The sequence below is a fragment of the Bacillus sp. SRL543 genome, from assembly GCF_984799205.1.
The window spans coordinates 1,177,501-1,202,080 of sequence record NZ_OZ481794.1 but is presented as its reverse complement, the minus strand read 5'-3'; the positions used below and the strand labels follow the sequence as shown (position 1 = coordinate 1,202,080).

Below are 24,580 nucleotides of genomic sequence, written 5' to 3'. Positions count from 1 at the left end.
CCCCAATCAGGGAAGCTGCTTTTTTAATTGAAGAAGCCCCCTGCCCCTGAAACTTTTCCTGCCCCGGCCCGTATTATAAAATAGAGGCCTGCCCGCAAAGCCAAAGCTGTAAACCGCTTCACGAACTGTGTTATATTGGGAATATATAATTCTATAAAAAGACGGAATTAAAACATCCGTCATGGAAAAGAAGGAGTGAAATTTATGGGAGTGACGCTCAGCAAAGGACAGAAGGTCGATTTGACCAAGAACCGCCCCGGGCTTCAAAATGTTGTCGTTGGATTAGGCTGGGATATCAGCCGGCAAGGATCCAACTATGATCTGGACGCATCTGCCTTTTTATTAGGCGCATCAGGAAAAGTACATAGCGACCTTGATTTCGTTTTTTATAACAACCCTAACGGCGGGAATGGTTCTATCATATACAGCGGCGATAACCGCACAGGTGCAGGGGAACGCGATGATGAACAGATCAGGATTGACCTGCGGAGGGTGCCGGACTCGATCCACCGGATTGCTTTCACAATCACCATCCATGACGCCCAGGCGAAACAGCAGAATTTCGGCCATATCGAAAATGCTTATGTACGGATTTTCAATGAACAGGATAATGAAGAGCTTATCCGCTTCAACCTTGGAAGGGATTTTACCGTGGAAACCGCGATCGTGACAGCGGAGCTGTACAGGCATAATGGGGAATGGAAATTCAACGCCATCGCAAGCGGCTTTCAGGGCGGCCTTGCCGCACTCTGCCGCAATTTCGGCGTGACAGTTGATGATGAGCCGGCCCCCCAGCCTTCCCATGGCAGCCAGTCTTTCGGGCAAAGCCAGACCTACCAGCAAAGCTATTCACAGCAGACACCGCCAAGCCAAAATTACCAGCAGAGCTATAATCCCGGAAGCCCACAGCAGAACTATGCTTCTGGAAACTATCAGCAGGCACAGCCGCAAGCTTCGTATCCGGCTCCCTCCTATGGGCAGCCTTCCCACTCTTCACCACAGGCATATGGGGGAGATGAAATTCCGTGCCCGCGCTGCCATTCCACAAATGTACGCACCGGAGAAAAGGGATTCGGTCTCGGCAAAGCGGCTATTGGCGGCCTGATCCTTGGACCTGTCGGGCTGCTTGGCGGATTCATCGGGAAGAAACAGCTGAAGTTTACCTGCAACAGCTGCGGAAATGCCTGGTCTCCATCCCAGACCGATTACTCGGAATGGGCCAATCAGCAAAAAAGGAAAGCACAAGATCTCTTTAACCGCTTCAAGAGCCAGGACGTCCTTGAGGCAGTCGTGGCAGCATGTGCGCTTGTAGCGATGGCTGATGGAAGGCTGGATCCGGCAGAACGCCAGAAAATGCTTGAGTTCGTCAATCAGAGCGATGAGCTTCGCGTTTTTGATACCCAGAAAGTCATCCAGCAATTCAACCTGTACGTCCAGAAAATTGAACGCGATCCTTCAATCGGCAGGGCAGAGGCATTCAAGGCGCTTGGCAGGATACGGACAAAGCCGGAAATCGCCAGGCTAGTGGCCCGCTACTGCATTGCGATCGGCTTTGCAGACGGGCATTTTGACCCGAATGAGCAGCAGGCAGTCAGTGACATCTGCCGGGAGCTCGGACTCAATCCTGCAGAGTTCCTGTCTTAAAATCAATCACAGCCTGGCCTTGCCGGCCGGGCTGCTGTTATTCCGCTATCCCCCATTGGGGATCCACCACCTGTACAAATATGAATATATAGCACTATAGAAAAAAAATAATATTTAAAATTAACAAACACTTTATTTTTAGCATGATTTAGTGCTAATCTTACTAAGGGCAAATTTTACGAAAGTAAAAGACGCAAAGCCACGGGCCTAAAACAAATCATTTGTCATGGCAGCCGGGTTGCCAAGAATATTATTCTTGTAAACTTTTAAACATAACACACCCCTTTCTAATTTGCCTAATCCATTTTAAAGAGAGGGAACACAATGTTTTATCCGACATTTTTATGCAAAGAGACCAATCAGAGGCATCTGATCAAAGACTCAAATTTTTGTGAATGCGGCTATAAGTACAAAGGCTTTTCAACATTCATCAAAAAAGATTTCAAGAAAATCCAATTTAAGCAGACTCATGATATTGATTGCCCTGTCTGCAAAAGCTCCGTGCTGAAGGAAGAAAAAGCAGTCTGCTATTCATAAGCAGCTGCTTTTTTTCTTTCCCCCATCCCCAGGCTTATTTCCCGCCTGATGCGCCAAATCAGGTTTAGGAATTCCAAAAAAGTGGCAAAAAGAAAGTAACCAACTCATTTACTATAATCAGGCCACTTCTCTTCAAATACAAAGCAAAGGGGAATACTTATGGCGGAAAAATCAGCACAATCCACATTGGCATTAAATTCATCGATCTCATTAAAAGGAATTGTAAAAGCCGTATTCAATGATACAGTCCACGTCCAAATCGGAGGAAAGATCATCGCAATCCCGCTGGAAAAGTGAAAATTGCTGCAGCCGAACCAGGCAGCCAACGAAAGCCGCTTTTTATTAAACGGCTTTTTTTGTGCGGCTGCACAGGAAAACCGGCTGGCATTCCGCCAGCCGGTTTGTGTTTAAGCATAGATTTTATTTTCTTCGTTTTGAAAGAAGCTCTTCATCGCATGGAAAACATCTGCTTTTTGTTTGAGGATATAATATCTGAAGTGTTCATTTTTAATATTCTTATATGCGGACATGAGGGTCGAGTGGCGGTTGTACTGGTTGACCTCCCCGTAGCCGAACATGCTCGATACCGCGATCAGCTCTTCAACAAGCTTCACACAGCGGGCATTGTCAGACGTGAGATTGTCGCCATCGGAAAAGTGGAAAGGGTAGATATTGAATCTTCTGGGATTATATTTTTCATTGATCAGCTCCAGGGCTTTCCGGTAGGCTGACGAACAAATGGTTCCCCCGCTTTCCCCTTTCGAGAAGAAATCTTCCTCTGTGACGACCTTCGCTTCTGTATGGTGGGCAATGAACTCTATTTCCACCGTTTCATACTTTGTCCGCAAAAACCGGGTCATCCAAAAGAAAAAGCTTCTGGCCATATACTTCTCCCATAATCCCATTGATCCGCTCGTGTCCATCATTGCGAGCACGACTGCCTTTGAATCAGGCTTTACAATCTCATTCCATGTCTTGAACTTCAGATCTTCCTGATAGATCGGATAGAAGCCCGGCTTCCCTGTCATCGCATTCCGTTTAAAGGCTGTCATCATTGTGCGCTTTTTATCAATATTGCCCATTAATCCTGTTTTGCGGATATCATTGAATTCAATGTTTTCAACAAGATGCTCTTCCTGTTCCTTCTTTTTCAGGTTCGGCAGCTCAAGCTGCTTGAACAGTGCTTCCTCAAGCTCCATCATGGACACTTCAGCCTCGAAATAGTCTTCTCCCGGCTGATCGCCTGCACCCTGGCCTTTTCCTGGGCCTTTCTGGCCGCTGGAGCCGTCCCTGGCAACAACATCGCCTACCTGGCTGTCTCCGTCCCCCTGGCCCACATGTTTATTTTTATCATAGTTATAACGAATTTTATATTCGTCAAGAGAGCGAATCGGAATTTTCACCACTTCACGGCCATTGGACATTATAATGCTTTCTTCTGTTATCAGATCTGGGAGATTGTTCCGGATCGCATCCTGTACTTTTTCCTGGTGGCGCTGCTGATCGTCGTGGCCTTTGCGATGGAGGGACCAATCTTCTTCGGAAATCACAAACTGGCGGTTGTTGATGTCGGTCATTATAACCCCTCCTTGAAAAAATTTCATGGATTCATTGCACACATTTGTCTTAAGCAACATACAATATCCCGAGTGTCAAAAGGAACGTGAAATATTAATTACTCTATACTATGCGAGACATCGAAATAATTTACAAATAATTTTGACAATAAGACAAATGCCTATGCTTCCGGACAAGCCTCTTTTACAGCCTGTCATCTTTCCAGAAATTCATTGTAAAGTGATGATCGGGGTCATAAGCCTGGCATTCATAGCCTTGTGAGTAAAGGTAATCGATGATCTGCGGCAGCATGGATACGGTCCCGCTGTTCACATGCATCAGGATGACTGGGGGCTTTCCTGCTGCTGCCGCTGGCTGAAGCCCTTTTTTCACATTTTCAAAGATGGTCTGCGGACTGCTCCTCGCGTATTTCCAGTCCAATGTATCGATATTCCAATCCCACATTTTATACCCTTTCTGCACAAGGGCATCCCTGAATGGATTTGTCATGTAAGGCTTGCTTCCATAAGGAACCCTTACCAGCCTGGAATCGATGCCAGTCAGGCTCCATATTGTTTTCCTGGTCTTATCCATTTCCAGGGCAGGATTTTGCGGATTTCCGGCATAAAGCTTATCTTTATCATGGGAAACACTATGGAGCGCCGGATAATGCCCCTCCTTGACCAGCCGCCTGACTGAATCCGGATTGGCCCTGGCCTGCGGTTCAATCATAAAGAATGTAGCCTTTGCTTCCTTCTTTTTCAAGATATCAAGGATCTGTTCCATTCCTTTAGCGGGTCCGTCATCAAAGGTTAAGTATACAGCCCTTTTTTTCACGTAAAACTCTTTTAGTGCGGCTTTATTGCTGGCAATGTTCGTTTTCCATTTTCGCTCCTTTGTTCACCAGGCGGACTGCAGGCCCGGCTGAGAGGTATTCAACTTTATAGCCGAAAAATTCGCCGGCAGACCGGATAGGCACGAAAAGGTTTTTTTCCCTGAGCTTTCCTTTCCATTCAGCTGTTTTCCCCAAGGACGTAGTGGCCTGCTGATTTTTTAAAGAATAACGGATCCATGCCTTCCCTTTTTTAATGATATAGCTATCCGGATTTTCTGTGGAGATGCTGGCCCCGATGGCTGCTGCCAAATCTTTGATAGGCATATATGCTGTATGCTCCAGCACAAACGGCGGGTTCTGCTTTAAATTCAAGACAGAATCATTCACTCCGACCGCACAAATATATTCATTTCTTTGTGCGGCAGACGCCTGTCCATCCTGCAGCACAAACAGCATAATCACTATAAAAATAGCAGCCCGCCATTTTTCCATCCATGCTTCTCCCCTGACTTGGAACTGTTTATTGCTATATCTATTAGGCCCTGCAGCCAAATAGAACACAGGGAAAATCGCGCTCATAAAAAAACTCCTGCAGCTTCAGCGCAGGAGTCACTTTTCGTTTTCTTTATATTGGATGGGGTCGGGGTGCTTTCCGTCCTCTTCAAGTTCTTCCCCAGTTCTGAGATGCTCCATCTGCTTCCCGAGATTATGCATCTCTTCTACATTTTCGGCCATGGAGCTGTTTCTTGGCACAAAGTCCTTATCCAGTTCCTTTTTCTTCATCTCAATCACCTCTTCAGTTTCTTTTCCCCCTGTGGGCAGAATCGAAACTTTCTCTTATTATAAAAGAGCGGCCAAAGAGGCCGGCAATCATCTGCCGGCCTCTCTTGGCATTACCTGTTCAGCAAACTTCCGACATAGCGGAGCAGTTCATTGGCAGAGGTGGAATTATATCCATGCTCATCAATGAGCCTTACTACAACTTCATTCACCTTCTTCAGCTGCTGCTCATCAGGGGTCTTGGAAGAGGTTGTAATCTTCACAACATCCTTCAGGTCTGCAAACAGCTTCTTCTGGATCGCTTCGCGGAGACGGTCATGGGAATTGTAGTCGAACCTCTTGCCTTTCCTTGCATAGGCAGAGATGCGGATAAGGATTTCTTCCCTGAATGCCTTTTTCGCATTTTCCGAAATGCCGATCTGCTCTTCAATCGACCTCATCAGCTTCTCATCCGGATTGATTTCCTCTCCTGTCAGAGGATCGCGGAGCTTCGCTTTATTGCAATATGCCTCTACGTTGTCGAGATAATTGTCCATGAGCGTTTTGGCTGATTCTTCATAAGAGTAGACAAATGCCTTCTGGACTTCCTTCTTGGCAATATCATCATATTCCTTCCGTGCCAGCGAAATGAAGTTCAGATAGCGTTCCTTCAGCTCAGAAGTGATCGAAGGATGCTGGTCCAGCCCTTCCTTCAAAGATCTCAGAACATCAAGCGCATTGATAGAAGTAATCTCTTTCCGGATGATCGTAGATGAAATCCGGTTAATAACATAGCGCGGATCGATACCGCTCATTCCTTCATCCTGGTGTTCTTTTTGAAGCTCCTCCACGTCAGCGCGGTTATAGCCTTCCACATTTTCACCGTCATAGAGCCTCATTTTCTTAACAAGGTCAATATCACCCTTCTTCGGTTCCTTCATCCTTGTCAGGATTGTAAACATCGCAGCTACCCTGAGGGTATGCGGTGCAATATGCACTTCCGAAACATCGCTTTCACTGATCATTTTTTCATAAATCTTTTCTTCTTCTGTCACCTTCAGGTTATAAGGGACAGGCATGACAATGATCCGGGAATGGAGTGCCTCATTTTTCTTATTGGAAATAAAGGAGCGGTACTCTGTTTCATTCGTATGCGCAACAATGAGCTCATCCGCAGATATCAGTGCAAAGCGGCCTGCCTTGAAATTCCCTTCCTGTGTCAGGGAAAGCAAATGCCAGAGGAATTTCTCATCGCATTTCAGCATCTCCTGAAATTCCATCATCCCCCGGTTCGCCTTATTCAGCTCCCCGTCAAAGCGGTAGGCCCGCGGATCTGACTCTGAGCCGTATTCGGCGATCGTCGAGAAATCTATGCTGCCGGTAAGATCGGCAATATCCTGGGATTTCGGGTCAGATGGACTGAATGTCCCGATCCCGGTCCTTTTATCTTCTGAGAAAAGAATCCTTTCGACCACAACATCTTCAATCCGTCCCCCGTACTCCTCCTCAAGCCTCATCGTGTTCAGAGGAGACAGATTGCCTTCGATCCTGATTCCATATTCATCATAGAAATCTTTCCGCAGATGATGCGGGATCAAATGGAGCGGGTCTTCATGCATCGGACAGCCTTTGATGGCAAATACAGACCCTTTATCAGTATGGGAATATGCTTCAAGCCCGCGCTTGAGCATCGTGACGAGCGTTGATTTCCCCCCGCTGACAGGACCCATCAGCAGCAGGATCCGCTTCCTGACATCAAGCCTTTTTGCAGAAGGATGGAAATACTCCTCCACTAGCCGCTCGAGTGATTCCTCGAGCCCAAACAGCTGATTGCTGAAAAATTTATAGCGCTTTTTCCCTTTATCGTCTTCGACACCGGCATCCTTGATCATACTGTATACCCTGGAATGTGCTGATTGGGCTACCCAAGGCTTCTCTTTGACAATGTCTAAATACTCCCTGAATGTCCCTTCCCATTTAAGCTTTTCCTCTTCGTGCCTAAACATCTCGATTTTTTTTAAAATATCCATAAGGACCTCCCCCTGTCGCATTATCAGAGACGATTAATATAATCTATGCGCTTGGGCAATTAAACATTCTATAACCTGGAAGAAAAGCAAAACACTCAACATCTTCCGTCTTCCTGAACCTGTCAGCCATACCGCATCCCTCCCGGTGATTCTCCATAAAATATCCACAGTTTTTCATTCACACCATGCTGGAATTGGGCTATAATAAGAGTACATAGGCTTGCAAAAGGGAATTCCTACATAAAAAGGAGGCCAACAACATGGGCTTGATTATTATCATCGGCGTAACAGTTGCTTTCCTGGCAGCCATCTTCACTGCCGGCTACAACGACAAACCAGGGATGAATAAGTAATACAAAAAAGGACCGGAATCCTTGGATTCCGGTCCTTTTTCGTTTGTCAGGAAAACTTGCTGGGTTTCTTTTGATGCATGACTGCTCTTTACCGGCACAACTCATGCATCCCGGACCGCTCCCCGAATGCACGGCTGCCCTTTCTCAAAACTCCTCCTGTATCCCATAACCAATCCTGCAGCCTCTCCCTGCCTCGTTAAGCAAAGGAAGCCTGCAATCACTTCAAATCCAGTTTATTTCTATTCACAAAATCTTTCATATACATACGAACCGGCTTTTCAAGCATAGCTGCCATCTGGCCGGTCCAGGTATCATTCCTCAAGTTTTGCGTGCGTTCGGCATAATAAGCTGACACCGTTTGATTGTAATCATCGAGCTGCCTTTTATACTTTTCCTGATCCTGCTGGTAGCCATTTTCATGATAGATATGCTCCAGCGGAAGCCTTGGCTTTTTGTCGGGATCCTGAGCTGGATACCCTACGCTCAGGCCAAAAAGCGGGATGACCCTTTCCGGTGTCCCAAGCACTTTGGCAGCTTCCTCGAGCTGGTTGCGGATGCCGCCGATATAGCAGACGCCGAGACCCATTGACTCTGCGGCAATGGAGGCATTCTGGGCAGCAAGTGCGGCATCAATCAGTGCGACCATGAATTTTTCCGTACTTTCAAGAGACTCGCTTAAATCCTTCCCTTCCATTTCAGAGAGGACATGATGGCGGTTCAGATCTGCACAAAAGACGAAGAAGTGTCCATTATGCGCTACATAGGCCTGGTTCCCTGCTACCTCGGACAGCTTCTGTTTCTTTTCCGGATCTGTTATGCCGATGATCGTATATGCCTGGATGAAGCTGGAGCTTGAAGCGGCCTGCGCACAAGACACAATCGTTTCAACCTGTTCCCTTGTAAGTTCCCGGTCTTCAAATTTCCTGATCGATCTATGGGCCAGTATCGTTTCTACCGTCTGGTTCATGCTATGTACCTCCTATAAATGAATATCTTCATTTTAACCTAATCACGGGACAATATCACAAAGTACAGCTCAGGCCCATCTGCACCTTAGGCTGCAATAAAATAAGGCCATATCCCAGGATATGGCCTCAATCACTTATGTTAAATGCCGGTAATTTTGCTGCCTCAATGCTTCATAAATCAGGATGGCAGCCGTATTGGACAGATTTAATGACCGCACATTTCCGGTCATCGGAATGCGGAGGGCGCGGTCCTTGTTATTTTCCTTGACCTCTGCTGGAAGGCCTGTCGTTTCTTTGCCGAAAATGAAATAATAGTCTTTTTCCCGGTCGCTGTATTCAAAGCTTGTATATGGCTTCTTCCCAAACTTGGTCAAGTAGAAGAATTCGCCGCCGGCATTTTTTTCATAAAATTCATTTAATGAATCATAGTAAAAAATGCTTACATGCTCCCAATAATCAAGGCCTGCCCGTTTGAGCATTTTGTCGTCAGTGGAAAAGCCGAGTGGCCTGATCAGATGCAGGACTGTATCTGTCGCTGCACAGGTACGGGCGATATTGCCCGTATTGGCCGGAATTTCCGGCTGGTATAGTACTACATGTATTGCCACGTCCATCACCTCATCAAGTGAAACTTTGTCTGCGGAGCCTCCCTTCCTAAAAAGGGGCCGCTTTACTACTAAAAAACTCTACCAGCTATTATACCACTCTTTATCCCTCATACAACCTGGTCAGGATTCATCATCAATGCTGATGAACTTGTATTTGATATTCGGTGTATAAGCAGTTGAGTCTTCATATGCCCAGTTGCGCATCCGGCTGTTGAAGGTATGGGCGTTGACCAGCGGGGTTCCGTCGCTCTCCTTGGCTGTCACGATCGTTGTATGATCAAATCGGCCATCTCCCTGGAAATCATAGCAGATCACATCCCCCAGCTGCAGAAGTTCGGCACTTCCAACCTCCCTCCCCTTCAGTCCTGTCCGGGAGCCTGGCAGATACCAGCGCAGCGAATTGGCGACCGTCCAGCTGTAGCTCCAATTTTCGCTCCGCATCCACCAGCCTTTCGAACGGTTCGGGTAGCCCTTCATGGGTGCTTCACCTGCATGAAGGCACTGCGAGATATAATTGGTGCAGTCCACGTCAAACTTCTTGTAGGCGGGATTATAATCATTCCACCATCTTTCTGCATACTGGACAGCCTTCAGGCGGTCATATCTGAATCCCGCCCTTTCCCCATCATCGGAAGCTTCTGCCGGGAGTGCGGCCGGCTCTTCTGAAAGAAGGAACGGATTTATTTCACCATCGCCGACCAGCACACCTTTATAAAATTCAGCTTCACGCTGCTCGACTTCCTCCTCCAGGTACAATCGGTCCATATTTTTTATCAAATATTGAAAGTGGACATGATAATGGACTGTGCTGAGCTCCTCGGCATCCTGTCCTGTTTTTTCAATAATCTTCCCTGAAGCTTTCGCTTTAACAATTTCCCCGGCTCTCCTTGAGAGGATATCCTTTTTCCTTTCAATTTTCGGGCATGTGCGAAAGTCATTGCGGGAATGGGACACACACTGCTGGACCCTCTGCTCCAGCAGCTCCTGAAGCTGTTTTTTCATATATGCATTCCTCCCATCATTCATTCATATGAAAGAAAATGCCGATTCATTTCTGAAAATGGCTGCAGAAGGACTATGATAAATGTCCAGAACAAAAGCGCAAGCGCCTTGATCACCCCCGACAAGCATAAGACGAACCTCCCGGAAAGGCGTTCTTTGCCTTTTTGGGAGGTTTGGCTTATGACCTCGAGGGGGTAGGTGCTGGAGCTGGACGTAGATCAAATTGATAATTATCTACAAGACTTACAATTTATAATTCCCTAAACAATAAAAAAAAGAGAGGCCCCCTCTCTCTTTTAGCTGAACATATATAAGCTGTTGTCCATTTCCCTGCGGACTTCCCCGTCCGTTTCCTTTTCATGGGCTGCTTCCACCGCTGCCTTTGCCTCCAGCCCGCCGATCTTCCCGAGCGCCCAGGCAGCTGTCCCTCGAATAACCGGCCGTGGATCAGAATTCATCACTTGGATCAAATCCTCGACAGCTGTCTCATCCTTATAATGGGCAAGGGCGATGATGGCATTCCGCTGGATCGGCTTCTTGCCTCTCCATGATCCTGATACATGACCGAATTTCTCCTTAAACTCCCTGTTGCTCATATGAAGCAGCGGCTTTAACAGCGGTTTGGCAATTTCAGGATCCGGCTCCATTTCTTCGTGAAAGTGAAAATCCATGCCTTTGTTTTTCGGGCAGACTGTCTGGCATGTATCACAGCCATATAGCCGGTTCCCGATTTTCACCCTGAATTCTTCCTCAAGGAAGCCTTTTGTTTGTGTCAAAAACGCGATACAGCGCTTGGAATCCAGCTGGCCTCCGCCGACAAGCGCGCCTGTCGGGCAGACATCGACGCACAGATTGCAGGAGCCGCATCCGTCTTCAATCGGCTTATCCGGCTCCAGTGGAAGATTTGTAATCATTTCGCCCAAATACACATAAGAACCGAACTCAGGCGTGATGATGGAACAGTTTTTTCCGCTCCAGCCAATCCCGGCTCTTTCGGCAACCGCCCGGTCCACAAGCTCGCCTGTATCGACCATCGATTTAAGCTTTGCTTCTGGCATCCTTTCCCGGATATACGCCTCAAGCTTCCCGAGCCGGTCCCGCAAAACAGTATGATAATCCGTTCCCCATGAAGCCCGGCAGAAAATTCCCCGCCGCTCGCCCCTTTTGCTGACAACGCGTGTCTTCATCTTTGAAGGATAAGCAAGGGCAATGGAGATGATGGACATCGGCTCATCCATTAACAGGGCCGGATCAGTCCTTTTATTGATATCAGGCTCTTCAAAGCCAGATTGATAATCGAGCTCCTGCTGCCTGATCAGCCTGCTTTTCATCTCACCGAAAGTGCTGGCAGAGGCGAATCCGATCTTATCAATGCCGATCGTTTTGCTGTAGTCGATGATATCCTGTTTAAGCTTTGAGTAGTTCATATCCTCCCGCTCCTTTCATCCAGTGTATATTATATTTAAAGGCAAAATCGCCAAATATTAATTTGCATCCTTTCTATGATAAACTATTTTAAAGGATTTTTGGAGGTGAAAGGTTTGGAAATCAGCATATCGCCTGATTTGGCGCAAAAGGTGCCCGGTTTCAAAGCCGGCATCATTGAATATGATCATATTTCGGTCGGAGATTCCCCCCAGATGCTGAAAGGACGGCTGCAGCTGTTCCAGGAATCAATTTTCTTTGAGCTCGAAAACAAGAACGTAACAGAATTCGATGGAATCAAGGAATGGAGGCAGGTGTTCAAGCAGGCGGGAAAAGATCCGAACCGCTACCGCCATTCAGCAGAGGCCCTTTTCCGGAGGATCAAGAAGCAGAATTATCTTTCCACCGTAAACAGTGCCGCAGATCTGAATAATTTCTTTTCGCTGGAGTACCAGTCACCTATCGGCATCTATGACAAAAGCAAATTGGAAGGGCCGGTCCGATTTCGGCTGGGGCTTGCAGGAGAAGAATATGAGGGCTTGAATGGCAGGCCGAATTCACTTGAGAACCTGATCATAACTGAAGACCTGAATGGACCATTCGGCAGCCCGTTTGTCGACTCAAGTCTTGCACCCGTTACAGAGGAAACCACTAAAGCAGTGCAGATCATCTATTTCTGGCCGTCTCTTGAGAAAGAGAACTGTGCCAGATTAGCAGAATCCCTCATGCAGATGTTTTTGCAGGTTCATGGCGGGGAAGGCAAATTCTTAATTATTGAATAAGAAAAACGCAGAGGCAATGAATATTAACGGGTTCGATTTTAGTACAAAAACTCTATTCGCACACTAATTAGCAGTCCAATTCGCAACTGAATCGGACTGCTTCTTTTTGTTGATATAGCGGGCAATTATGTAAGTTCTATTCTGTTTTAGCACTTGTATTCGCACCCCTTTCTGCAGAGTGACAGAAGTTATTGTCAGCGTGCGAATTGGTATGTCGAAAACAGAAAACAGGTTTCTGGATATTTATGTTAAAATGTGTATAGGTTTATTCAACTAACGATACAGGTTAGCATTACACGTCATAAATAAAAATACATGGAGGTCTAGTTATGTTGGTAATATTTGGGGTTATTGCAATAATAACAACTTTTATAAATCTTTATATGTATAAAGCAGGAAAGGATTATAAGCTCGCTATGGCGATGGCGTTATCATTTACAGCATTAACAATTTGTGCAGATTACAGTTATCTAACTCGGTGGGTAAAAGCGGAAGATTGGGCAGCTTTATCGGATGTAATACCTGGTATGGCAAGGGCATTCTGGTTTTTGACAATTGCCTCTATCTTACTAAATATAGCACCCATATTTTTAGAACGGAAACGTAAGAAATAATGACTTATTGTGTAAGTCTTTATGTATAAATAACGTTTTACTATAAAGAAAGCTCAGAGCATAATGGCTCCGAGCTTTTTTTGTGCTAATTTTACTGCTAAAGTGTTCTGCTAATTTAACTGCGGATTACACTGCGAAAAGCATTGCAAATTCGCAGTTTGTACTTCAAAACAGAGCCCGTTACATGAATATGCATCTGCGTTTTTTTGCTTCCTATAACGCTGCCCTAAATGGCCATTCCCCTCATTCCAGGACAATACTTTTACCCGATTCACTGCTCCTATAGATGGCGTCAATGATCATGGAGACGCGCAAGGCTTCTTCAGGCTTAACGATGAGCTCTTCTTTCCCCAGACAGCTGTTGAGGAAATTCAGGGCCTGAGGGATGCCTGGATCCTCTTCCCCGGGGAGCCACTCTGCTTCACTATTAAGGAGCATACCATTCTTCAGCTGATTCAGCTGGAATGGAAATACATCGACACCCCCGGTCAGTCCGGAAATGCCAAGGCTTTCTTCATCATTTTTAATATTTGCCATCCAGGAGGTTTCGAACAGAAGCGATGCACCATTTTCAAAGCGGACATAGGCCGTCACGTGGTCCTCAACCTCGATGGATTTATGGTCAAAATCTCCCCATAGATTTACCTGGTTTTCCATCCTGCTGAGGTGCTGGTAAGCTGTTCCCGTTACCTCCACAGGAGCCGGGCTTCCGAGCAGCCATAAAGCAAGATCCAGGAAATGGCAGCCATAGTCAATCATGGCGCCGCCTCCCTGGAGTTCTTTATTGGTAAAGACGCCCCAGCCAGGAACCTTCCTTCTTCTCAGTGCCTTGGCCCGGGCGACGATTGGCTGGCCGATTTCATTTTCTTCTATGACTTTTTTGGCAGCCCTGGCTTCCTTCATAAAACGATAATGATAGGCAATCGCAAGCTGCTTGCCTGATTCCTTTGAGGCTTTGATCATTTCTTCGCATTCTTCTGCCGTCATGGCCATTGGCTTTTCGCAGAGAACATGCTTTCCGGCTTTCAATGCTGCCACTGAGATCTCGGCATGATATCGGTTCGGCGTGCAAATCACTACAGCATCCACAATCCCCAGCATATCCCGGTAATCCCCAAAGGCGTTAGGCACTCCGAACTTTTCTGCCGTCAGCCGAGCACTTTCTTCATGAATATCGCAAATCGCTTCAACAGAGGCCAGCTCTGTTAAAGTCAGCAATGCGGGGATATGGCGGCTCTGTGCAATACCGCCCGCTCCAATGATTCCAACCCGCATCTTTTCCATATAACCCCTCCATTTATGGCAGTTTGACTATTTTCCCCGTCTGGCCCGACTCCAGGGCAGACAGTACAACCCTTAAAGATTTCAGCCCCTCTTCCCCGCTCACAGAAGGCTCCTTGTCCTCAATAATGCTGTCAATGAAAGCACTGATGACCTGCGACTGTGTCTGCCTTCCTTCTTCATTCGTCTGAATGCCGCCAAGCTCATATTTGAGCGTTTCCCCGTTCTTGTATTGGATGATAAGGGAATTAACAGGATCGTCCTCAAGCCTGAGGATGGCATTCTCAGCATAGATGATGGTCGAATTGTCTTCTTTTGATACATAAGACCAGCTTGCTGCCAGGGTTCCGATCACGCCGCTTTCAGTTTTTAGTATGCACACAGACGTATCATCCACATCGCTGTTTTCCTTGGCGCTAGCTTCTACAAAAGCGCCAACCTCGGTTATTTCCTCTCCAAGCAAATAACGGATCAGGTCGGTTTTATGTACCCCAAGGTCTCCCATTGCCCCGATAAAAGCCTCGCTTTTCCGGAAAAACCAGCTGTCCTTTCCATCCGCACTCCAGCCTTCCGGTCCGCCATGCCCAAAAGCGGTCCTGAAACTGTAAATCCTGCCGGCTTCCCCTCCGGCTATGAAGGCACGCGCTTTCTGGTGTGAAGGCACAAACCGCTGATTATGGCCGATCATAAGCTTTTTTCCATATTTTTTTGCTGCTTCTATCATGCTTTCGGCTTCCTCCACCGACACAGCCATAGGCTTTTCACAAAGGACATGCTTCCCGGCCTTCAGGGCGGCGATGGATATGGGGGCATGCAAATAATTCGGCGTGCATACACTGACTGCATCAATTTCCGGATTTGCCAGCAGATCCTCATAGTCTGTGTATGCCTCCGCATGGTAAAGGGCTGCCATATCCATTGCCCTTTCCTCCACAATATCACAGACAGCCATAATTTCAGCCTGCCCGTTAAGGTGATATTCCGGCAGATGCCTGTGCTTGGCAATGCTTCCGCAGCCGATGACCCCAACCTTGATCTGTTCCATTCCTATGCCTCCCCATTCTTCGCTTTTATTTTTTCCAGGGGCAATGCATTCCCATATTTCACTTCAGGCTGCCGTGATCCCTGCGCCCATCCTACTGCATTGATGATGACCCTTTGAACATCTTTATGGAAGTAAGTAGGATAGGTTTCATGCCCAGGACGGAAATAGAATACTTTCCCTTTTCCGCGCTGATAGGTGCAGCCGCTCCGGAACACTTCCCCGCCTTCAAACCAGCTGACCATCACGAGCTGGTCCGGCGCCGGGATATCAAAATGCTCACCGTACATTTCCTCCCGCTCCAATTCGATATACTCGCCTAACCCTTCAGCAATCGGATGGCTCGGATCCACGATCCAGATCCTTTCCTTTTCGTCTGCTTCCCGCCATTTCAGATCACAGGACGTTCCCATCAATGCTTTGAAGATTTTTGAAAAGTGGCCTGAATGAAGCACAATCAGCCCCATACCGTCGAGAACTCTTTGCTTCACCCGGGCAACAATCTCATCAGGGACTTCATCATGGGCGATATGCCCCCACCAGATAAGTACGTCTGTGTCTTCGAGAACCTCATGGGTCAAACCGCATTCCGCGTCGTCAAGAGTTGCTGTCCTGACTTCAAAGGACTCCCCTTCCAGGAAAGAGGCGATCGCCCCATGGATCCCATCCGGATATACGGCCCTCACTTCTTCGTTTTTCTGCTCATGCTGATTTTCATTCCAAACAGTCACTTTTGCCATCGTACTTCCTCCTTTATCTGCTTCCCGGCGGCAGATTCCGATATTCATTCGGTGTATAGCCGGTCAGCTTCTTAAAAACCTTGCTGAAATACTTTTCATTTTGGTACCCAACTTGATAGGCAACTTCGTAAATCTTCAAAGAAGGGCTTCCAAGCAGCTCTTTTGCCTTCTCAATCCGGATACTGGTCAGATAATCTGTAATGGTTGACTGGAAATCCTGCTTAAATTTCCTTGAGATATATTCCCTGCTCAAGTAAAAACGGTCGGCAATATCCTGGAGTGTGATATCGAGATGATAATTCTGCACCAGAAACTCTTCGATCTGCTTGATGTTATTATTATCTTTGTGAAAAGGTTTACTGCTTTTCTGCTCTCTTAGTCCATCTCCTGCCGTGCGCGCAGCCGCAAGGTCATTTACTGCCCTTTCCAGCGTTTCATTCAGCAGTTCCGGATCAATCGGCTTTAAAATATAATCAAAGCTTTTATAAAAGATTGCGTTTCTCATATACTCGTAGTCATCATAGCCGCTTACAACGATTGTCTTTCCCTGGCATTTAGAACCATGGATCCATTTCAATAAGCTGATGCCGTCGCACCTGGGCATATTCATATCGGTAAAAATAATATCAGGCTGCACTTCGCCGATCAGCCTGATCGCCTCTTCCCCGTCCTCTGCCTCAAAGATGGAGCTGATTCCGTGCTTTTCCCATTCTGCAAGCATCAGAAGCCCTTCCCTGACATGCTTTTCATCATCAATGATGATTGCCTTCATCCTCTTCGCCCCCTGGGTGCAGCGGAAGCTTCATGGAAACGATAAACCCTTTTCCCCCACGATTTCCAAGCTGCAGGATTGCCTCTTCCCCGTAGTATAGCATCAACCGTCCATACACATTCCGGAGTCCAATGCTTGTGCTGTCCCCTTTGGCCTCCAGCGGCCCGCCTTTGATGCAGCGCCAAATGTCCCTCAGCCTGCCTTCATCCGCGCCTCCGCCATTATCGCTAATATCTATGCAAAGATAGCCGCGGTCTTTATAACATTCGATATTCAGCTCTCCTGTCCCTTCCCCCGGAGTAAAACCATGCTTAAAATAATTCTCAATCACCGGCTGCAGCAGCATTTTAGGAACTTTGATGGAAGAGACCTCTTCCCCTGCATCAATCCTGTAGATAAACTTCTCGCCAAAACGCTCTTTCTGCAGAAGCAGGAAAGCCTTTGTATAATTAATCTCTTTTATCAGCGGCACCCGGTCCTCCTCCATGTCCATCCCGTACCTCATGATTTTTGAAAGGTGAGTGATCAGGGTATAAATCTGCGGGACTTTGTTCTTCAAGGCAACCGTTCCGATCGACTGGAGGGCATTGTAAAGGAAATGCGGGTTTATCTGCGACTGGAGCACCTTCAGCTGATTTGTTTTATTCTCAATCTCAAGCCTGTATTCCCTGTTGATAAGATGATTTATCTTTTCAATCATCTCATTGAACCTCATTCCCAGAATGCCGATTTCATCCTTCCCGAATGAATCATATTCAACATTCATGTCCCCCTGTTCGACCTGGCTGATGCTCCTCAGCAGCACCCGGATCGGCGAGGTGATTCTAAAAGAAACGAATAAGGTCGCCAGGATGACAAGCGTGAGGCCGATGATGCCGAAAATGATATTGATTTTCGCCACACTAAAAGCGCTTTCATATAAGGTGGTATCCGGTACCCGTTTCACCAGGAACCATCCTCCAGCACTTTCTTCCATCTGCTCGTATATCATCATACCGCTGAAATCATTTTTCTTCCATTCAAGTGTCCCCGCCTTATTGCCTGAATGCAGGATGGCATCTACCCATCTCTCATGCTCGTGTTTGCCTGCAGCATCAGCGTCTGAGCTGTAAATGAGACGTCCATCCGATGATACAATATAAAACTCCTCGCTCCCGTGGGTATACAAGTTCCTGCTGAGTTCTGCAATGGCATCAGGGGCAACCTCGAGCGTGATATAGGCCAGCACATTATCTGACGGGATATTTGTAAACGCACGATGCACAGCCATGATATTCCTGGAATTCGTCTGTTCCATCAGCGGTTCAATATACATACGTGAGGAACTGTCCCGTGCTTTATTGAAGGCCTCCGCGCTTTTGGCGCTCCTTCCTTTCAAAAAGACGACTGTAGACCTCCTGGAGGCTGATATAACCCTGTCTTCGTCTGCAAAGGCTATCTGGACCCTGTTAATGGTATCTCCGGCATAAAGGATGGTCTGGACCACATTTTTCATGATCCCGATCGTTAAGTAATTGTCTTCATCTTTGGAAGACCTCAGGAAATTTAAGAAGCCTGGATTATTGTACAAAGACAGAGTCAAGCCATTAAGCTCATTCATATAGCTCTCCAGGTTGATTTTTCCCTGATAGAGAAGCTTGCTGTTCTCCTCTACGGCCTGATTTTTCAAAAACTCCTTCGTATGGAAGTAAGTGATGATGATCGACGTGCCGAAGGGAATGATGGTGATCAGGAGCAGCAGGACAATTAATTTATTGCGGATGCTGTTTTTAATCATAAATGATCCTCCCCAAGCCCTGATAATGTAAGTATATATGGGACAGGCGAAGACATGCTGAAGATTTTTTCAATTATTGAAAATAAAAAGCATGCCCTGTTGCAGACATGCTTTTTACCCTGGATGGAATTTTGCTTTACTTTAAGTTATCCCAGCTTTTTTGGAACCTCTCCAGCAGGGTATCATAATCAATTTTTCCTGCCGCATATTCCTGGATGGCAGCAGCGAATTCTTTATTCGCTCCATCCGGCCATCTGAACCAAGTCCACGGAATCGTTTTGTCTTCCTTGGAGTACTCCAGGATCGACTGGCCAAGATCGCCAAGACCGGAAGCCTCAATATTGTCAAAAGCAGGGATGAAAGCAAATTCTTCTGTCAAATAACGTTTTCCTGTATCAGAAGAAACCATCCATTCCAGGAACATTTTTGCTTCATCCAAATTCTCGGAATTCTTATTCAGCACCCAGTTATTCGGGACGCCGACAGGAAGGCGGTCAGCACTTTCGTCATCTGAGATCGGAATCGGCAAAAAGCCCATGTTCATGTCAGGATCAACCTCATATATCATATTTTCCGTCCAGTTCCCCTGCTGCAGCATGGCCGTCTGGCCTGCGGCAAATTGGGTTACCTGTGTGTTATAGTCAGTCGTCAGCGGATTGTCATTTCCAAAATTGATTTCTGTATCAAGCACTTCTTTAAATTGCTTGAACTGCTCATTGTCAGTAAACTTTTCTGAGCCATCATACAGGCCTTCAATAAAGGCAATAGGATCTTCCTGCTGTGCAAAAGGAATATTCAGCAAGTGCTGCCCGATGACCCACCATTCTCCATATCCGGCTGAGAAAGGTGTAATGCCGCTGTCCTTCAGTTTCTTTGCAGCATCCTTAAGCTCTGTTATATTGGCAGGAGGCTCTGTAATGCCTGCTTTTTCAAATAAATCTTTATTATATACAAATCCGTATCCTTCAAGGTTTACCGGCATGCCATAAAGCTTCCCGTCGGTATCGGTCATCGGCACTTTGCCGATCGGGAGAAGATGCTCTACCCATGGCTCATCAGATAGGTCGGCCAAATGCTCTTTCCACAGTTCCAGCTCTTTAAAGCCGCCGTTGTTGAAAATATCCGGCTGCTCGCCGGAAGCAAATTTCGCTTTCAGCGCGGCACCGTAATCGGCGCCTCCCCCAACGGTTTCAAGCTTAACTTTGATGTTCGGATGCTCCGCCTCAAATTCTTTGATCATCTCCTGAAGCTGGTCGGCAATTTCAACCTTGAATTGGAACAGATTCAGCGTAACTGTTTCTTCTCCAGAATCCTTCGGCCCTTCTTTATCATCGGTGCCAGAAGTGCTTCCTGACGAACAGCCAGCCATGATCCCAAATGTAAATAGCAGGGACAGGCAGATAAGCAATAATCGTTTCATTGTCATTGACCTCCTTGAATCTATTTATATATCATTTTTGCGGCACATGCTTGCCACCGGCAAAAATTAGATATCTATTTGATAGAGCCTGATGCAATGCCTTTAATAATATGCTTCTGCAGGAACAGGAAGAAAATAATGACAGGTGTTATGCCGAGCACCAGCGCTGCCAGGCCCATATCCCACTGCTTTGTATACTGCGCAAAGAAAGAACTGGTGGCAAGCGGGATCGTCCTCAGCTCAGCATCCTGCAGGACAAGGAGCGGAAGAAGGAAATCATTCCAGATCCATAATGTATTGAGGATGACTACCGTAATCGTGATTGGCTTTAAAAGCGGGAAGACAATTCTCCAAAATACCCCGAACTGGCTGCACCCATCAATCAGCGCCGATTCTTCTATCTCCCTTGGAACCGTTTTGACAAACCCGTGGTACAGGAATAGGGAAAGCGGCACGCCAAAACCAAAATACATCATGATCAGCCCGGGAATGCTGTTCGTTATATTCAGGGCGCCTCCGAGCTTCATAAGCGGGATCATAACCGTCTGAAAGGGAATGACCATAGCTGAAACAAACAGGATGAATAAAATCTTGCTGAAGCGCCCGGGAGTCCTCACCATTTTCCAGGCAGCCATCGAACTGATGACCACCAGGCCAATATTGCTGAGCACAGTGATGATCATTGAATTCCAGAATGCCCTCGGAAAATTAATGACCTCCCACACCTTCGAATAGTTTGCAAATAACACTTCCTTCGGAAAAGCAGCAGCATCCAATAAGATTTCAGCAAAGCTCTTGACGGAATTAACTGCCACAAAATAGAACGGGATCAAAAAAACCAATCCCAGTGCAATGCCGATTATCTCCAGCAGAAAGGTCTTTCCGGTATACTTGCGATTCATCAGGCCTCAACCTCCTTCCTTTTTGTCATAACTACCTGAACCGTTGTAAAGACGGCGACGATGAGGAAGAAAAGAATCGATTTGGCCGTCCCGAGGCCATAGCGGTTATTTTGGAAAGCCTCCTGATAAATATTGATGGCTACAGACTGTGTTGAATTGAACGGCCCCCCATTTGTAAGAGAAAGATTCAGATCAAAAATCTTAAAAGCCATCGATATGGTCAAAAAGAAACAAATAGTGAATGCCGGGATGATAAGCGGCATGATGATGCGGGTAAGAAGTGTCCAGTTTGAAGCGCCGTCAATCCTTGCTGCCTCAAGAAGGGAATGGTCCACTCCCTGCAGGGCTGCTATATAAATGACCATCATATAGCCGCTCACCTGCCATGCAAAAACAATGACAATCCCCCAAAAAGCTGTAGTCTCATCCCCAAGCCATGCCAGTTCAAAAAAAGCAAGGCCAGTCAAATTCCCGATGGATGCAAACGCTTTGACAAAAATGAATTGCCAGATAAAGCCGAGCAGCAGGCCTCCAATAACATTCGGTATGAAGAAGACTGTTCTAAGAATATTACGGGTCTTCAAAGCTGCATTAAGAAGCAGGGCAAGTCCAAAGCCAATCAGGTTGCTGATGACAACAGAGGCCAGCATGAATTTGGTTGTAAATAAGAAAGATTGGAAAAAGTTCGGATCATCTTTGAAAATTTTAATATAGTTTTCGAGCCCGACCCACTCGACCGCTGAGCTTACACCATTCCAGGAGGTAAAAGAATAATATAAACCCATAAGGAACGGAATGACTTGTATGAGGAGAAAAAATAATATAGCCGGACCGGTAAAAGCAGCGTATATCAGTACGTTTCGCAAACGCGCTTTACGTTTGCTTGCTGCCTTCCTCACTGCTTCCCCCTTTATTGATGCCATTTCTGTTTTTGCATCCAACGAATAACACCGCCCTTTGTAATCGCTTTCTTTTATTATAGGAGGCTATCATATAAAAAGGGGCGACACAATTGACCAAAGTAGGGGGAAAATTTTGACTTCTTTTCAGAGAAAGAGGTTACGCTGCAATCCGGCTGATGTGAACATACGGATATTTGCCCGGGTGAAGACAAAGAAAAAACGCAATGCTTCGTTTTCTGGAAACGAAACACTGCGTTGATGAAATTATGTATGGAGCGGGTGATGGGAATCGAACCCACGACATCAGCTTGGAAGGCTGAGGTTTTACCATTAAACTACACCCGCATCGAATATTGTAGAAATTTGTCGACATATGATCAAAAATAAAAACAGGAAGTCCTGTTTTAAAAATGATACCGGTGGCCGGGGTCGAACCGGCACTCCAGAAGGAACACGATTTTGAGTCGTGCGCGTCTGCCAATTCCGCCACACCGGCATATCATTTAATTCAGCGTTCTTTCCCCATTTCCTTGAATAGGAATGGAGGCGGCAACCGGAATCGAACCGGTGATAAAGGTTTTGCAGACCTCTGCCTTACCTCTTGGCTATGCCGCCAGAACGTTTGGAGCGGAAGACGGGATTCGAACCCGCGACCCCCACCTTGGCAAGGTGATGTTCTACCACTGAACTACTTCCGCAAATGGCTGGGCTAGCTGGATTCGAACCAACGCATGACGGAGTCAAAGTCCGTTGCCTTACCGCTTGGCTATAGCCCAATAACATTATATGCAGGAAATACAATATTGTGTAAAAAAAATGGGGCGACTGATGGGAATCGAACCCACGAATGTCGGAACCACAATCCGATGCGTTAACCACTTCGCCACAACCGCCATAATAATTGGCAGGGGTAGTAGGAATCGAACCCACACTGGAGGTTTTGGAGACCTCTGTTCTACCTTTAAACTATACCCCTGTATAAATGGTGGAGGGGGACGGATTCGAACCGCCGAACCCTGAGGGAGCGGATTTACAGTCCGCCGCGTTTAGCCACTTCGCTACCCCTCCACGTTAAGGTGGTGCCGGCTAGAGGACTTGAACCCCCAACCTACTGATTACAAGTCAGTTGCTCTACCAATTGAGCTAAACCGGCTTACAAACAATGGTGGCTCAGGACGGAATCGAACCGCCGACACAAGGATTTTCAGTCCTTTGCTCTACCGACTGAGCTACTGAGCCATAATGCTATTAAAAATAATGGCGGTCCCGACGGGAATCGAACCCGCGATCTCCTGCGTGACAGGCAGGCATGTTAACCGCTACACCACGGGACCACTTTATAAATTTCGGTCTTGATTATGCCCGAGAAGCCTGCAGGACTGTCTCTTCCTCTTCCAGATGACTCAAGGAAGCCAATCCGTCGAGACAACTCGCAGCATATTCATTGCAGTGTCGCTCGTCGCTACACCACGGGACCAGATTGCGGGGGCAGGATTTGAACCTGCGACCTTCGGGTTATGAGCCCGACGAGCTACCGGACTGCTCCACCCCGCGACGATAATAGTTATTCAAGAAAATGGTGGAGGATGACGGGATCGAACCGCCGACCCTCTGCTTGTAAGGCAGATGCTCTCCCAGCTGAGCTAATCCTCCGAAATGGTGACCCCTACGGGATTCGAACCCGTGTTACCGCCGTGAAAGGGCGGTGTCTTAACCGCTTGACCAAGGGGCCAGATTAAAATTTAAATGGCGGAGAGCAAGGGATTTGAACCCTTGAGACAGCTATAAACCGCCTACACGATTTCCAATCGTGCTCCTTCGGCCACTCGGACAGCTCTCCATAATTGGCTCCGCAGGTAGGATTCGAACCTACGACCGTTCGGTTAACAGCCGAATGCTCTACCACTGAGCTACTGCGGAATGATAGTATATTAGAATACTTTCGCCCGGCAGCGTCCTACTCTCACAGGAGGAGAACCTCCAACTACCATCGGCGCTGAGAAGCTTAACTTCCGTGTTCGGTATGGGAACGGGTGTGACCTTCTCGCTATCGCCACCAGACTATTTTTTCAAGACAAGTATTATTATACCGTCTTTTTATTATTTTGCAAGAGGAATTTTAAAATTTTATTCACTCAAAACTAGATAATGCAGAAGAAGAAGAATGACTGAGTAATCAATTGTGGTTAAGTCCTCGATCTATTAGTATCTGTCAGCTCCACGTGTCACCACGCTTCCACCTCAGACCTATCAACCTGATCATCTTTCAGGGATCTTACTAGCTTGACGCTATGGGAAATCTCATCTCGAGGGGGGCTTCATGCTTAGATGCTTTCAGCACTTATCCCTTCCGCACATAGCTACCCAGCGATGCCTTTGGCAAGACAACTGGTACACCAGCGGTGCGTCCATCCCGGTCCTCTCGTACTAAGGACAGCTCCTCTCAAATTTCCTGCGCCCACGACGGATAGGGACCGAACTGTCTCACGACGTTCTGAACCCAGCTCGCGTACCGCTTTAATGGGCGAACAGCCCAACCCTTGGGACCGACTACAGCCCCAGGATGCGATGAGCCGACATCGAGGTGCCAAACCTCCCCGTCGATGTGGACTCTTGGGGGAGATAAGCCT

Annotated in this window: 22 protein-coding genes, 16 tRNA genes, 2 rRNA genes and 1 riboswitch (1 of these 41 cut by a window edge); of the genes, 5 read left to right on the top strand and 35 right to left on the bottom strand. The window is 46.9% G+C overall.

Annotated features, from left to right (window positions below):
- The first annotated feature begins 204 nt into the window (after nt 1–204).
- From AC4E8B_RS06255 to AC4E8B_RS06245, 3 genes are all read left to right on the top strand, one after another.
- Complete coding sequence (locus tag AC4E8B_RS06255; protein ID WP_490217706.1) at nt 205–1,644, top strand: TerD family protein; 1,440 nt, start codon at nt 205–207, stop codon at nt 1,642–1,644.
- 158 nt (nt 1,645–1,802) lie between these two features.
- Nucleotides 1,803–1,890, top strand: a riboswitch (cyclic di-GMP riboswitch).
- A 78-nt stretch (nt 1,891–1,968) separates the two neighbouring features.
- On the top strand, nt 1,969–2,181 hold the full coding sequence (locus tag AC4E8B_RS06250; RefSeq protein WP_490217704.1) for a hypothetical protein: 213 nt from the start codon (nt 1,969–1,971) through the stop codon (nt 2,179–2,181).
- Between the two features lie 159 nt (nt 2,182–2,340).
- On the top strand, nt 2,341–2,478 hold the full coding sequence (locus tag AC4E8B_RS06245) for a hypothetical protein (protein ID WP_490217703.1): 138 nt from the start codon (nt 2,341–2,343) through the stop codon (nt 2,476–2,478).
- A gap of 110 nt (nt 2,479–2,588) precedes the next feature.
- Here AC4E8B_RS06245 and yhbH read toward each other — a convergent pair whose 3' ends face one another.
- The 9 genes from yhbH to queG all read right to left on the bottom strand — a co-directional run bounded on the left by yhbH (nt 2,589) and on the right by queG (nt 11,720).
- Complete coding sequence (yhbH, locus tag AC4E8B_RS06240; protein WP_490217701.1) at nt 2,589–3,758, bottom strand: sporulation protein YhbH; 1,170 nt, start codon at nt 3,756–3,758, stop codon at nt 2,589–2,591.
- Between the two features lie 184 nt (nt 3,759–3,942).
- Complete coding sequence (locus AC4E8B_RS06235) at nt 3,943–4,575, bottom strand: polysaccharide deacetylase family protein (RefSeq protein WP_490217699.1); 633 nt, start codon at nt 4,573–4,575, stop codon at nt 3,943–3,945.
- Nucleotides 4,576–4,597: 22 nt separating this feature from the next.
- On the bottom strand, nt 4,598–5,065 hold the full coding sequence (locus AC4E8B_RS06230; RefSeq protein ID WP_490217698.1) for a stalk domain-containing protein: 468 nt from the start codon (nt 5,063–5,065) through the stop codon (nt 4,598–4,600).
- A 117-nt stretch (nt 5,066–5,182) separates the two neighbouring features.
- Complete coding sequence (locus AC4E8B_RS06225; RefSeq protein ID WP_490217697.1) at nt 5,183–5,356, bottom strand: hypothetical protein; 174 nt, start codon at nt 5,354–5,356, stop codon at nt 5,183–5,185.
- Between the two features lie 110 nt (nt 5,357–5,466).
- Entirely contained in the window at nt 5,467–7,362 is a 1,896-nt protein-coding gene (locus AC4E8B_RS06220) for a PrkA family serine protein kinase (RefSeq protein ID WP_490217696.1), read from the bottom strand.
- Between the two features lie 570 nt (nt 7,363–7,932).
- A complete protein-coding gene (nfsA, locus tag AC4E8B_RS06215; RefSeq protein WP_490217694.1) occupies nt 7,933–8,682 on the bottom strand; it encodes an oxygen-insensitive NADPH nitroreductase in 750 nt (249 codons plus the stop codon).
- 135 nt (nt 8,683–8,817) lie between these two features.
- Nucleotides 8,818–9,291 (bottom strand): tRNA (uridine(34)/cytosine(34)/5-carboxymethylaminomethyluridine(34)-2'-O)-methyltransferase TrmL, encoded by a 474-nt coding sequence (gene trmL, locus AC4E8B_RS06210; protein WP_490219530.1) that lies wholly within the window; start codon nt 9,289–9,291, stop codon nt 8,818–8,820.
- Between the two features lie 120 nt (nt 9,292–9,411).
- Complete coding sequence (locus AC4E8B_RS06205; protein ID WP_490217692.1) at nt 9,412–10,293, bottom strand: amidase domain-containing protein; 882 nt, start codon at nt 10,291–10,293, stop codon at nt 9,412–9,414.
- Nucleotides 10,294–10,589: 296 nt separating this feature from the next.
- Nucleotides 10,590–11,720, bottom strand: coding sequence for a tRNA epoxyqueuosine(34) reductase QueG (gene queG / locus AC4E8B_RS06200; RefSeq protein WP_490217690.1), 1,131 nt, complete (start codon nt 11,718–11,720; stop codon nt 10,590–10,592).
- 114 nt (nt 11,721–11,834) lie between these two features.
- On the opposite strand from queG, the gene AC4E8B_RS06195 reads away from it, so the two are divergent.
- Both AC4E8B_RS06195 and AC4E8B_RS06190 read left to right on the top strand, forming a co-directional pair.
- Nucleotides 11,835–12,500: a B3/B4 domain-containing protein gene (locus tag AC4E8B_RS06195; protein WP_490217688.1), complete on the top strand. Its 666-nt coding sequence runs from the start codon at nt 11,835–11,837 to the stop codon at nt 12,498–12,500.
- 329 nt (nt 12,501–12,829) lie between these two features.
- Nucleotides 12,830–13,114, top strand: a complete 285-nt coding sequence (locus AC4E8B_RS06190) for a hypothetical protein (protein ID WP_490217687.1) — start codon at nt 12,830–12,832, stop codon at nt 13,112–13,114.
- A 243-nt stretch (nt 13,115–13,357) separates the two neighbouring features.
- Here AC4E8B_RS06190 and AC4E8B_RS06185 read toward each other — a convergent pair whose 3' ends face one another.
- From AC4E8B_RS06185 to AC4E8B_RS06060, 26 genes are all read right to left on the bottom strand, one after another.
- Complete coding sequence (locus tag AC4E8B_RS06185) at nt 13,358–14,398, bottom strand: Gfo/Idh/MocA family protein (protein WP_490217686.1); 1,041 nt, start codon at nt 14,396–14,398, stop codon at nt 13,358–13,360.
- 13 nt (nt 14,399–14,411) lie between these two features.
- Nucleotides 14,412–15,440, bottom strand: coding sequence for a Gfo/Idh/MocA family protein (locus AC4E8B_RS06180; RefSeq protein ID WP_490217685.1), 1,029 nt, complete (start codon nt 15,438–15,440; stop codon nt 14,412–14,414).
- A gap of 2 nt (nt 15,441–15,442) precedes the next feature.
- A complete protein-coding gene (locus AC4E8B_RS06175; RefSeq protein WP_490217684.1) occupies nt 15,443–16,177 on the bottom strand; it encodes a ThuA domain-containing protein in 735 nt (244 codons plus the stop codon).
- 13 nt (nt 16,178–16,190) lie between these two features.
- A complete protein-coding gene (locus AC4E8B_RS06170) occupies nt 16,191–16,949 on the bottom strand; it encodes a response regulator transcription factor (RefSeq protein WP_490217683.1) in 759 nt (252 codons plus the stop codon).
- Complete coding sequence (locus AC4E8B_RS06165; protein WP_490217681.1) at nt 16,930–18,726, bottom strand: sensor histidine kinase; 1,797 nt, start codon at nt 18,724–18,726, stop codon at nt 16,930–16,932. The genes AC4E8B_RS06170 and AC4E8B_RS06165 overlap by 20 nt, the downstream gene beginning before the upstream one ends.
- Before the next feature lie 136 nt (nt 18,727–18,862).
- Nucleotides 18,863–20,146, bottom strand: coding sequence for an ABC transporter substrate-binding protein (locus AC4E8B_RS06160; protein WP_490217680.1), 1,284 nt, complete (start codon nt 20,144–20,146; stop codon nt 18,863–18,865).
- 74 nt (nt 20,147–20,220) lie between these two features.
- Nucleotides 20,221–21,048, bottom strand: coding sequence for a carbohydrate ABC transporter permease (locus tag AC4E8B_RS06155; protein WP_490217678.1), 828 nt, complete (start codon nt 21,046–21,048; stop codon nt 20,221–20,223).
- The gene (locus AC4E8B_RS06150; RefSeq protein WP_490217677.1) at nt 21,048–21,971 is read right to left on the bottom strand and encodes a carbohydrate ABC transporter permease; all 924 of its coding nucleotides are present in this window, start codon (nt 21,969–21,971) and stop codon (nt 21,048–21,050) included. Before AC4E8B_RS06150 ends, AC4E8B_RS06155 begins: the two co-directional genes overlap by 1 nt.
- Nucleotides 21,972–22,221: 250 nt before the next feature.
- A tRNA-Gly gene (locus AC4E8B_RS06145) sits at nt 22,222–22,295 on the bottom strand.
- Between the two features lie 69 nt (nt 22,296–22,364).
- Nucleotides 22,365–22,446 (bottom strand) — tRNA-Leu (locus tag AC4E8B_RS06140).
- Nucleotides 22,447–22,491: 45 nt separating this feature from the next.
- Nucleotides 22,492–22,565: transfer RNA gene (locus AC4E8B_RS06135), tRNA-Cys, on the bottom strand.
- Between the two features lie 8 nt (nt 22,566–22,573).
- Nucleotides 22,574–22,648, bottom strand: a tRNA-Gly gene (locus tag AC4E8B_RS06130).
- A gap of 3 nt (nt 22,649–22,651) precedes the next feature.
- A tRNA-Gln gene (locus AC4E8B_RS06125) sits at nt 22,652–22,726 on the bottom strand.
- Nucleotides 22,727–22,767: 41 nt separating this feature from the next.
- Nucleotides 22,768–22,843 (bottom strand) — tRNA-His (locus AC4E8B_RS06120).
- 9 nt (nt 22,844–22,852) lie between these two features.
- A tRNA-Trp gene (locus AC4E8B_RS06115) sits at nt 22,853–22,926 on the bottom strand.
- Between the two features lie 7 nt (nt 22,927–22,933).
- A tRNA-Tyr gene (locus AC4E8B_RS06110) sits at nt 22,934–23,018 on the bottom strand.
- Nucleotides 23,019–23,027: 9 nt separating this feature from the next.
- Nucleotides 23,028–23,103 (bottom strand) — tRNA-Thr (locus AC4E8B_RS06105).
- 10 nt (nt 23,104–23,113) lie between these two features.
- A tRNA-Phe gene (locus AC4E8B_RS06100) sits at nt 23,114–23,189 on the bottom strand.
- A gap of 19 nt (nt 23,190–23,208) precedes the next feature.
- A tRNA-Asp gene (locus AC4E8B_RS06095) sits at nt 23,209–23,284 on the bottom strand.
- A 146-nt stretch (nt 23,285–23,430) separates the two neighbouring features.
- Nucleotides 23,431–23,504: transfer RNA gene (locus tag AC4E8B_RS06090), tRNA-Met, on the bottom strand.
- A 23-nt stretch (nt 23,505–23,527) separates the two neighbouring features.
- Nucleotides 23,528–23,603 (bottom strand) — tRNA-Val (locus AC4E8B_RS06085).
- Nucleotides 23,604–23,607: 4 nt separating this feature from the next.
- Nucleotides 23,608–23,682 (bottom strand) — tRNA-Glu (locus AC4E8B_RS06080).
- A gap of 15 nt (nt 23,683–23,697) precedes the next feature.
- A tRNA-Ser gene (locus AC4E8B_RS06075) sits at nt 23,698–23,790 on the bottom strand.
- Between the two features lie 5 nt (nt 23,791–23,795).
- Nucleotides 23,796–23,870, bottom strand: a tRNA-Asn gene (locus AC4E8B_RS06070).
- Nucleotides 23,871–23,894: 24 nt separating this feature from the next.
- A 5S ribosomal RNA gene (rrf, locus tag AC4E8B_RS06065) occupies nt 23,895–24,011 on the bottom strand.
- A gap of 121 nt (nt 24,012–24,132) precedes the next feature.
- Nucleotides 24,133–24,580 (bottom strand): 23S ribosomal RNA (locus AC4E8B_RS06060); it runs 2,497 nt beyond the window's last position.